Below are 9,207 nucleotides of genomic sequence, written 5' to 3' on the forward strand. Positions count from 1 at the left end.
ACTCCCATGGCCACCACCAGAATTCTCTACACCACCACTGCGACCGCCACCGGCGGGCGTGACGGTCGCGCCCGCACCGATGACGGTTTCGAGGTGGTGCTCGGCACCGCGAAGGAACTGGGCGGCAACGGCCAGGGGCATAATCCCGAGCAGCTGTTCGCATCCGGCTACGCCGCCTGTTTCCTGGGCGCGCTGAAGTTCGTCGCCGCGCAGGGGCAGCACGCCAAGGTCCCGGCGGACGCGACCGTCGAGGCTACGGTGGGTATCGGCCCGCGCGCCGACAAGGGCTTCGGCCTGGCCGTCCGCCTCAAGGTCAGCCTGCCCGGCGTCGATCGCGATGCCGCCGAGGCGCTGGTCGCCGAAGCCGACACCATATGCCCCTACAGCCACGCGATCCGGGGCAATATTGCGGTCGAGCTCGGCGTTGCCTGAGCGCGGCACCTGCCGGAAACAAGAAGGGCGGCCCGTCCGGGTCGCCCTTTTCGCGTCAGCGCTGCGGCGGCTTGCCCTTGGGAGGCGCGCCTTCCGGGCGGCCACCGCCTTCGGGACGCGGCTGGCGCGGCGGGCGGCCGCCCCGGACATGGCCGCGTGCCGGGCCCTTCGGCGCGCGCGGCGCGGGCTGGGGCGGGCGGTTGGTCCCCGCCACCTTGGGATTGAGGACGGTATAGCCTTCGGACTGGAGCCGGGTGAAGGCGGCCCGCACGCTCGACTGGATCGACGCCTGCAGGTCGGCCGGCAGGTCCTGGAAGGTGGTGTTGAGGTGGATCGCGCCGATATCGCGCAGCATCGCATTGGGCACGCCCTTCGATGCGGTGCGCAGCGCCCCGAGCCCGTCGATCACGGCGCTGAGGATAACCTCATGCATCACCTCGGCGGCTGACTTGGTCACATCGACTCTCCGGATCACTTTCCACCTGCCGCTATACAGGCTCGGCGATATGGCGGAAGCAAAATGCGATGGCTCCGCGCCACGGTGGAAAATCGGGGCGATATCGCCTATGTGGCCGGCATGAATCACCCGCAGCCTGTCAATATGCCGATTCCCGGCCACATAGATCCTGTGCCCGTCCCGCGCGACCTGAAGCCGCGCCAGGACGGGCGGATCGACCTGCTCGGCCTGTCGCGCGACGATCTGCGCATGGCGCTGGAGACGGCGCAGCTCGAGCCGAAGCAGGCCAAGCTGCGCGCCAAGCAGATCTTCCAGTGGATCTACAATCGCGGCGTCACCGCCTTTGCCGACATGACCGACATCGCCAAGGACATGCGCGCCTGGCTGGAAATGCGCTTCGTCGTCTCGCGCCCCGAAGTCGTCGAGGCGCAGGTGTCGACCGACGGCACCCGCAAATGGCTGCTCCGTTCGGATGACGGCCAGGATTATGAGATGGTGTTCATCCCCGATGCCGATCGGGGCACGCTGTGCGTCTCGTCGCAGGTCGGCTGCACGCTCAACTGCCGCTTCTGTCACACCGGCACGATGAAGCTGGTGCGCAACCTGACCCCGGGCGAGATCGTCGGCCAGGTGATGCTGGCGCGCGACGCGCTCGGGGAATGGCCCAGCCAGCCCGAAGGGCGGATGCTCACCAACATCGTGATGATGGGCATGGGCGAGCCGCTCTACAATTTCGACAATGTCCGCGATGCGCTGAAGCTGGTGATGGACGGCGATGGCCTCGCCCTCTCCAAGCGCCGCATCACCCTGTCGACCGCCGGCGTGGTGCCGATGATGGCGCGCGCGGGCGAGGAGATCGGGGTCAACCTCGCCGTCTCGCTCCACGCGATCACCAAGGAGGTGCGCGACGAGATCGTGCCGCTCAACCGGAAATACGGGATCGAGGAGCTGCTCCAGGCCTGCGCCGATTATCCGGGCGCCAACAATGCGCGGCGTATCACCTTCGAATATGTGATGCTCAAGGACAAGAATGACAGCGACGACGATGCGCGCGAGCTGGTCCGCCTGATCAGGAAGTACAAGCTGCCGGCCAAGGTGAACCTGATCCCGTTCAACCCCTGGCCGGGTGCCGCCTATGACTGCTCCGATCCCGAGCGGATCGCGCGCTTCTCGGACCTGATCTTCAAGGCCGGCATCTCCGCGCCGGTGCGCACCCCGCGCGGCCGCGACATCATGGCCGCGTGCGGCCAGCTCAAGTCGGCCGCCGAGAAGAAAAGCCGCGCCGAGCTCGACCGCATGGCCGCCGAAAAGCAGGCCGCGCTGGGCTGATCCGGCCGCGATCACCGACAGCGCGTTTAACGGTTAAATCCGTAGCGCTAAGCCACTTGCAAGACGGGATAAACCGGGTTTCTATGCACCTTCCCCGAGGGTGCATCCAATGTCGCTATTCGATCGGTTCGTCGGCCACCTCTTCAAGCGCGGCGAGATCACGATGATCCTGGCCGACGGGACCGCCAAGGTCTTTGGCAGCCCCGATGCGGCGCTGAAGCCCGTCACCATCCGTTTCGTGGACAAGGGGGTGCCCGCCTTCATCGCGCGCAACCCCCATCTTCATGCCGCCGAAGCCTATATGGACGGCCGGCTGGTGATCGAACAGGGCGACATCCGCGACCTTGTCGATCTGGTGCGCGCCAACGGCAAGTGGGAGGAGGGGCGGGTCACGCTGCGCGGCACGCTGTCCAGCCTCGTCCGCGATCGGCTGCGCGCCCGCATCCAGGCGTTCAACGACGCCCGCCGCGCCAAGGCCAATGTCGCCCATCACTACGACCTGAACGACCGGCTCTACGATCTCTTCCTCGACGTCGACCGCCAATATAGCTGCGCCTATTTCACCGATCCGGCCAACGACCTCGATACCGCCCAGGCCGACAAGAAGGCGCACATCGCCGCCAAGCTGCATCTGAAACCGGGCCAGCGGGTGCTCGACATCGGCTGCGGCTGGGGCGGGATGGCGCTCTATCTGAACCGCGCCGCCGACGTCGACGTGCTCGGCGTCACCCTGTCCGAGGAGCAGCTGAAGGTCGCGCGGCAGCGGGCCGAGGCGGCGGGCGTTTCCGGTCGGGTGAAGTTCGAGCTGATCGACTATCGCGCACTGGACGGCCGGTTCGACCGGATCGTCTCGGTCGGCATGTTCGAGCATGTCGGCGTGCCGCAATATGAGGCTTTCTTCCTCAAATGCCGGGAGCTGCTGGCCGATGACGGTGTGATGCTGCTCCACACGATCGGGCGGTTCGGCGTGCCGGGCAAGACCGATGCCTTCACGCTCAAATATATCTTCCCGGGCGGCTACAACCCGGCGCTGTCGGAGATCGTCTCCGCCAGCCAGCAGGCCAAGATGATCGTCGCCGATGTGGAGACGCTGCGGCTCCACTACGGCCTGACGCTCGATCGCTGGTATGATCGCACCATGGCGGCAAAGGACGCGATCGTCGCGCTCTACGACGAACGCTTCTTCCGGATGTGGACCTTCTATCTGGCCGGTGCGCGCGCGGCCTTCATCCACGGCAATCTGTGCAACTACCAGATTCAGTATATCCGCGATCGCCGCGCACTGCCGATCACCCGCGACTATATGGCGGAGGCAGAGAAGGCCCTGCCGCGATGATCGCGCCTCAGCGCGTATAGGGCACGAACTTGCCCAGCCCGCACGCCCCATAGGTGATCGGCGAATCCGCCTCGGCGATGGTGATCAGGTCGTTGCCGCACAGCTGGCTCGAGGGGGTTCGGGTGATGATGATGCGGCGCGGGTTGAGCATGTCGCAGCGGCCGCCGTCAGGCTGGTTGACGTACCAGCGGCGCGCGCTTTCCTTGTAGATCACCGCGGTCGCGTCGACGATCTCGGACGATCGGATGCGGGTCAGCCGGATGCAGCTGACAGGTTCGCCGGCGGTGCGCCCGGCCAGCTCCTTCATAGCTTTCGGCGACAGCGGCGCGGGCGCGTCCGAAGCGCCGAGCAGCAGCGGCAGCGCGAGCAGGGGCAGCAGCGATCGGGCCGGGATCATGGCAGCTCTCCTCATCCGGATATCACGCCCACAACGCAACCGGCAGCGACTCGGCTTCACGGCCAAGACGGATGGCGATGATATCGCGATTCAGCCCTTGAACACATCCTTGGCGGCGCGGCGCTCCGCCAGCTCCCCGGCCGAGCCCGCGCGCATGAAGGGATTGGTCGCGCGTTCCAGCGCGATCGTGGTCGGAACCGTCGCCTCGCCCGCCGCGCGGGCCGCGTCGACCTCAGCCATGCGCTGTCTCAGCGCGGCATTGTCGGGCTCGGCGACCAGCGCGTAGCGGCCGTTGCTCTGGGTATATTCATGCGCGCAATAGACGCGGGTCTCGGGCGGCAGCTGCTCCAGCCGCTTCATGTTGCGGAACATCTGCTCGGCCGTCCCTTCGAACAGCCGGCCGCAGCCCATCGCGAACAGCGTGTCGCCGACGAACGCGGCCCCGGCCTCGGGCAGGTGGATCGCGATATGGCCGGCGGTGTGCGCGGGCACCTCCATCACCCTGCCCTCGACCGCGCCGATATGGACGTAGTCGCCTTCCTTCAGCGCGACGTCCAGGCTGGGAATCTTCGCGGCCTCGGCGGCCGGCGCGCTCACCGTCGCCCCGGTCGCCGCCTTGATCGCGTCATTGCCGCCGATATGGTCGGCGTGCCAGTGGGTGTTCCAGATCTGGCCGATCGTCCAGCCGCGCTTCTCCGCCTCGGCCAGCACCGGCTCGGCCACCGCCGGATCGACGGCCACCGTCTCTCCGGAGGCGTCGTCGTGGAGCAGCCAGACATAATTGTCGCTGAGCACCGGGATACGGACAACCTCGACCGCCATCACCAGACGCCTATGTTCGGCATCGATGCCCAGGGCTCGGCCGGATCGAGCCGGCCGTCCTGCAGCAGCTCGATCGAGATATTGTCGGGGGTCCGGACGAAGGCCATGTGCCCGTCGCGCGGCGGCCGGTTGATCGTCACGCCGGCGTCCATCAGCCGCTGGCAGGTCTCGTAGATATTCTCCACCTGATAGGCGAGGTGGCCGAAATTGCGGCCGCCGTCATAGCCCTTCTCGTCCCAGTTGTGGGTGAGTTCCACCTGCGCGCCCTCGTCGCCGGGCGCGGCGAGGAAGATCAGGCTGAAGCGCCCCGCCTCATTGTCGAGGCGCTTGATCTCGCGCAGCCCGAGCAGCTCGAAGAAGCGGATGGTGGCCTCGGGATCCGAGACCCGGATCATGGTGTGGAGATATTTCATGGAGCGAGAGATAGGGCGGTGGCCGTCCCCTCTCAACCCTCCCCACGACGTCGCCCCAGCGCAGGCTGGGGCCCATGTCTGTCACCTCATGCGATGATCCTCAGATGGAGATCAGCCCATTCCGGATTGGTCACGCCGATCGGGTCGAGGTTCCAGTCCCGCTTCCACGTCTGGTCATGATCGACGTAGCCGCCTTCCATCGGGCGGCACCACGCGTGATGACAGACATGGATGCCAGCCTTCGCTGGCATGACGGTCAGGGTTTCACGGGTGCTTCCCCACTCTGCAACGCCAGCGCTGCCGCCTTGCCCGCATTGCTCTCGGGTGCCGTCTGCGCTGCCCTGGTCCAGGCCGCCTTCGCGTCGGCGATATTGCCGGAGGCGGCGGCGATGTTGCCGGCTTCATAGGCGATCGACGGATCGCTGGGGGACAGTGCGGCGGCCTGGCGGATCGCGCTGAAGGCGAGCGGAAGGTCATTCATGCGCCGGGCGAGATTGGCGCGCAGCAGCCAGCCGAGCGGGTCGGTCGGCACCAGCTTGGTCGCCTCGGCGAGGTCGGCCTTCGCGCCGGGCAGGTCGTTGACGTCGACCCCGGCGCGGGCGCGGTCGAGATAGACCTCGCCCTTCATCTCGTTGGACAGGCCGGGCAGCGACAGCGCCTTGTCGAAGGCGGCGCGGGCGCGGGCCGGCTCGTCGCCCGCCAGCGCGGCGTTGCCGGCCTGCATCCACAGCACCACCGCCATCGGGCTCTGCCCGATCTGGGCGTCCTTGGCGGCGCCCTCGAAGGTGGCGGCGGCGGCGGGCCATTGCTCCTGCGCGGCCTGGGCGATGCCGAGGCACTGGCGCGCCGCCATGCCGCCCCCGGCGATGCCCCAGGCGCGGGCCTCGTCGATCGCGCGGGCGGGATCGCGCTTGGCGAGCGCCGCGCAGCGCTGGCCGCGCGCGCTATGCTCGGCCTGGCTGGGGGGCGCGGGGGGTACGACGGTGGCGGCCGCGGCCGCGGCGGCGAGCAGGGCGAACATCAGGGCTCCATCAGCTGCGCGACGGTCGCGATCAGCAGGGCGATGTCGCCGGGCCGCGACAGCCGGTGGTCGCCGTCCTTGACGAGGATCGTCTGCACATCGGCTGAACGCAGCGCCCGGCCGAGCCGGAGCGCGATCGACACCGGCACCGTTTCGTCCAGCTGGCCCTGGAGCAGGCGCACCGGCATATCCAGCGCGATCTCGCCCTTCTCTCCTTTGGCGAGCAGCAGGTTCGCCTGCCCCGATTCCCAGAAGGCCAGCGTCGTCACATAGGGTTCGTCGTCATAGGGCGTGGGCCGCTCGATCCGGGCTTCCTCGCGCAGCAGCTCGATCTGGTCCTCGGTGAAGCCCCATTCGGTGAAGTCGGGTGCGGCGGCGATGCCGACCAGTGCGTGGCACCGCTCCGGCAGCGCCAGCGCCACCAGCAGCGCCAGCCAGCCGCCCATCGACGACCCGACCAGCACCAGTGGCCCCTGCGCCGCGAAGGCCGCGATCATGTCGAGCGCGTCGTCGCGCCAGTCCGCCAGGGTGAAATCGGCGAAGCGCCCTTCGCTGGCGCCGCAGCCGGCATAGTCGAAGCGCAGCATCGCCCGCCCCTCGCGCCCCGCCCAGGCGTCCAGCGCGGTCGCCTTCTCGCCCTCCATGTCGGACATGTAGCCGGGGAAGAAGACGATCGTCGGCGCCCGGCCGGGGCGGTAGCGATAGGCGAGGGCGGGCTTGTCCGGGCGGGTGAGAAGGGCGGTCATGGATCGCGCTTTACAGCGGCCGGGTTCAGAATCGAAGGCTGAAGTCCCTGTCCGGTTTCGCCTTGCCGCACATCGCGCGCACCGCCGCCCATTGTTCGGGGTCGAGCGCCGGCCGGGTCGCCCCCATCGCCTTCGCCGCCGCGTCGAAGCGCCGGCGCCGCTCGGCCGAGGGCGGGTGGCTCGCCATATAGGCGAGGACGCCGGGCATGCCCGCCTCCTCCTTGCCCAGCCGTTCGAACAGCTTCGCGGTGGCGGCGGTGCTGATCCCGGCGGCGCGCATATGGTCGATCGAATAATCGTCAGCCTCGCTCTCGGCGGCGCGGCTGTAGCGCGAATCGATCAGCGCCTGGCCATAGTCGGCGGCGGTGCCGCCCGATCCGATCAGCAGCCCGATGCCGAAGCGGCGCAGCAGCGCGACCAGCACATGGCGATGCTCGACATGGCCGATCTCGTGCGCCAGCACCCCGGCCACCTCGTCGGGCGACCGCGCCTCGTCGATCAGCCCCCGGAAGATCAGGATGCGCCCGCCCGGCAGCGCCACGGCGTTGACGGCGGGGATGTTCACCACGCCCACCCGGATCGGCCGGCTAAGCGGGGAGAGCCGGCGGGCGAGCCCGTCGAGCGCCGCCTGCCCGGCCGGCGCGCGGCAGGCATATTCGCCGAAATCGCCGCTGATCGCGTCGCCCAGTCTCTGTTCCCAGCCATAGGGGATGGCGCGGGCGAGCAGCCCGAAGCCCTGGATCGCGGCGACCAGCACGGCCGCCGACAGCAGCAGAAGCACGATCGCCGCGCGCCAAAGCCCGATCCGGTCGATCAGCCCCCCATAGTGCGCCGCGGCCGGCAGCCGCCACAGGATCGCGGAGGGCGGCTCGACATCGAAGCCCAGCCGCCAGCCGGCCAGATCCCTGCGGCCATAGAGCAGCCCCGCCCCGTCTAGCCGGCGCAGCGAAGCGAGCGGCACCGGATCGAACCCCTCGATCGCCAGCCGGTCGCCATCGATCGCGACGGTGACGTCGTGGCGTAGCGCCGACCGGCCGTCATGCAGCCAGGCCGGTGCGCGCCGGTCTTCGGGATCAGAAGGCGCCGACATCGAAGGCGTCGAGCAGCCCCTCACCCTGCTTGGGTTCCTCGGTTTCGGACTGCATCAGGCTCGCTAGCTCCACCTCGCCGCTCGCTTCCATATGGCGGATGAAGAAGGCCCAGTGGCGATAGCTGAGGAAGACGAAGCCGAGGCCCAGCGTGCACACCAGCAATGCGAGATCGCCGAGCAGCAGCTTGGCGATGTCGAACGATCGGGCGGTGAAGGCGAAGTCGATCCGGTTGAGCGTCATTCCGCCGATGGCGAGGCGCAGGAACAGCGCATAATAAACCGTGAAGAGCACGAGCAGACCGACGGCCAGCGCGAATGGCAGCAGGAAAACCGCCAGCCACCCGGAAATGGCCGTCAGGCCTCCGATCAGCAAAGCTGCCACGATCGCTACTCCAAAACAGATCAGCAGCCGCATCAGCAGCGGCTTATATTCCGCCCCCGCCGTAAAGCTGTGCGAACCAAAGCTCATCTCGTTCCAGCGCTGATTCCACAGCTCGATCATCGACCAGGGCAGCATCAAGCCGAAGAACAGGCCGCCGACGATCGATTTCCAGAGATAGGACCAGCCATAGGCCAGCCCCTTCTGGTCGCAGCCGCCGCGAATGCCGTGCCAGTGCGTTCGGCTCAGCCGGTATCGCAGCGCGCGGAAGCGGGCGACGCCCATCACGAACAGCAGCGCGAAGGGAAAGAAAAATGCGGTCAAGCCGACAAGCCAGATCTGCCCCCGGAAGATCAGCCCTTGGATGACGAGCTGCATCACGAACAGCGGCACGCCGAAGATCAGGATCGCCATGACGAAGCCGATGAACAGCTCCTTGCCCGTCCCCGTCCACTCCAGCGGATCGCCGATGAAATCGGTGCGGCTCCACAGATAGCGGCGCTCGCGGGCCTTGGCCCAGAAGCGGTAGATGCCCAGCGTGACGATGATCAGCAGCAGGTTGGTGAAGGCGATCGGCGCGAACTCGCGCCAGTGGCCGTTGAACCGGAAGGCGCTGCCGGCCTGTTCGTCGCTCATGTCCCCGTCTCCCCCTTGCCCCGGCGGGATCGGACAATGTGCGGCGCGCGCCGTCAAGCGCAGATCGCTCCGATGTGATGCGAAGCCTTCCCCTCGCCTTCTATCGCGGGCATAAGCCGCGCTCCGCAAAACCGAAGGATTCAGCTTTT

Annotated in this window: 11 protein-coding genes; 3 read left to right on the top strand and 8 right to left on the bottom strand. The window is 67.9% G+C overall.

The window, feature by feature from the left end; all coding sequences use genetic code 11:
* Nucleotides 1–6: 6 nt before the first annotated feature.
* Nucleotides 7–432 carry an organic hydroperoxide resistance protein gene (locus tag CMV14_RS02155; protein ID WP_066960223.1) on the top strand — a complete coding sequence of 142 codons (426 nt, stop codon included), beginning with the start codon at nt 7–9 and terminating at the stop codon, nt 430–432.
* A 55-nt stretch (nt 433–487) separates the two neighbouring features.
* On the opposite strand, the gene CMV14_RS02160 is transcribed toward CMV14_RS02155, so the two are convergent.
* On the bottom strand, nt 488–889 hold the full coding sequence (locus tag CMV14_RS02160; RefSeq protein ID WP_066960437.1) for a hypothetical protein: 402 nt from the start codon (nt 887–889) through the stop codon (nt 488–490).
* 120 nt (nt 890–1,009) lie between these two features.
* Between CMV14_RS02160 and rlmN the strand changes: the two genes are divergently transcribed.
* Nucleotides 1,010–2,218, top strand: a complete 1,209-nt coding sequence (gene rlmN / locus CMV14_RS02165) for a dual-specificity RNA methyltransferase RlmN (RefSeq protein WP_066960440.1) — start codon at nt 1,010–1,012, stop codon at nt 2,216–2,218.
* A 109-nt stretch (nt 2,219–2,327) separates the two neighbouring features.
* The gene (locus CMV14_RS02170) at nt 2,328–3,554 is read left to right on the top strand and encodes an SAM-dependent methyltransferase (protein WP_066960225.1); all 1,227 of its coding nucleotides are present in this window, start codon (nt 2,328–2,330) and stop codon (nt 3,552–3,554) included.
* 7 nt (nt 3,555–3,561) lie between these two features.
* On the opposite strand, the gene CMV14_RS02175 is transcribed toward CMV14_RS02170, so the two are convergent.
* The 7 genes from CMV14_RS02175 to CMV14_RS02205 all read right to left on the bottom strand — a co-directional run bounded on the left by CMV14_RS02175 (nt 3,562) and on the right by CMV14_RS02205 (nt 9,058).
* The gene (locus CMV14_RS02175; RefSeq protein WP_066960232.1) at nt 3,562–3,951 is read right to left on the bottom strand and encodes a hypothetical protein; all 390 of its coding nucleotides are present in this window, start codon (nt 3,949–3,951) and stop codon (nt 3,562–3,564) included.
* A 90-nt stretch (nt 3,952–4,041) separates the two neighbouring features.
* Nucleotides 4,042–4,773, bottom strand: a complete 732-nt coding sequence (gene gloB / locus CMV14_RS02180) for a hydroxyacylglutathione hydrolase (protein ID WP_066960233.1) — start codon at nt 4,771–4,773, stop codon at nt 4,042–4,044.
* Nucleotides 4,773–5,186 carry a VOC family protein gene (locus tag CMV14_RS02185; RefSeq protein WP_066960239.1) on the bottom strand — a complete coding sequence of 138 codons (414 nt, stop codon included), beginning with the start codon at nt 5,184–5,186 and terminating at the stop codon, nt 4,773–4,775. The genes gloB and CMV14_RS02185 overlap by 1 nt, the downstream gene beginning before the upstream one ends.
* Nucleotides 5,187–5,442: 256 nt before the next feature.
* Nucleotides 5,443–6,207: a tetratricopeptide repeat protein gene (locus tag CMV14_RS02190; RefSeq protein WP_066960240.1), complete on the bottom strand. Its 765-nt coding sequence runs from the start codon at nt 6,205–6,207 to the stop codon at nt 5,443–5,445.
* The gene (locus CMV14_RS02195; protein ID WP_066960241.1) at nt 6,207–6,953 is read right to left on the bottom strand and encodes an alpha/beta hydrolase family protein; all 747 of its coding nucleotides are present in this window, start codon (nt 6,951–6,953) and stop codon (nt 6,207–6,209) included. The genes CMV14_RS02190 and CMV14_RS02195 overlap by 1 nt, the downstream gene beginning before the upstream one ends.
* Nucleotides 6,954–6,978: 25 nt before the next feature.
* The gene (locus tag CMV14_RS02200) at nt 6,979–8,043 is read right to left on the bottom strand and encodes a M48 family metallopeptidase (RefSeq protein WP_066960243.1); all 1,065 of its coding nucleotides are present in this window, start codon (nt 8,041–8,043) and stop codon (nt 6,979–6,981) included.
* On the bottom strand, nt 8,027–9,058 hold the full coding sequence (locus tag CMV14_RS02205) for a YjgN family protein (protein ID WP_066960246.1): 1,032 nt from the start codon (nt 9,056–9,058) through the stop codon (nt 8,027–8,029). Before CMV14_RS02205 ends, CMV14_RS02200 begins: the two co-directional genes overlap by 17 nt.
* Nucleotides 9,059–9,207: the final 149 nt, after the last annotated feature.

The organism is Rhizorhabdus dicambivorans (genome assembly GCF_002355275.1).
GTDB lineage: Bacteria > Pseudomonadota > Alphaproteobacteria > Sphingomonadales > Sphingomonadaceae > Rhizorhabdus > Rhizorhabdus dicambivorans.

Coding starts and splice junctions, on each gene's coding strand:
- CMV14_RS02155 (WP_066960223.1), top strand. CDS start 7: ATGGCCACCACCAGAATTCTCTACACCACCACTGCGACCGCCACCGGC.
- rlmN (WP_066960440.1), top strand. CDS start 1,010: ATGAATCACCCGCAGCCTGTCAATATGCCGATTCCCGGCCACATAGAT.
- CMV14_RS02170 (WP_066960225.1), top strand. CDS start 2,328: ATGTCGCTATTCGATCGGTTCGTCGGCCACCTCTTCAAGCGCGGCGAG.
- CMV14_RS02175 (WP_066960232.1), bottom strand. CDS start 3,951: ATGATCCCGGCCCGATCGCTGCTGCCCCTGCTCGCGCTGCCGCTGCTG.
- gloB (WP_066960233.1), bottom strand. CDS start 4,773: ATGGCGGTCGAGGTTGTCCGTATCCCGGTGCTCAGCGACAATTATGTC.
- CMV14_RS02185 (WP_066960239.1), bottom strand. CDS start 5,186: ATGAAATATCTCCACACCATGATCCGGGTCTCGGATCCCGAGGCCACC.
- CMV14_RS02190 (WP_066960240.1), bottom strand. CDS start 6,207: ATGTTCGCCCTGCTCGCCGCCGCGGCCGCGGCCGCCACCGTCGTACCC.
- CMV14_RS02195 (WP_066960241.1), bottom strand. CDS start 6,953: ATGACCGCCCTTCTCACCCGCCCGGACAAGCCCGCCCTCGCCTATCGC.
- CMV14_RS02200 (WP_066960243.1), bottom strand. CDS start 8,043: ATGTCGGCGCCTTCTGATCCCGAAGACCGGCGCGCACCGGCCTGGCTG.
- CMV14_RS02205 (WP_066960246.1), bottom strand. CDS start 9,058: ATGAGCGACGAACAGGCCGGCAGCGCCTTCCGGTTCAACGGCCACTGG.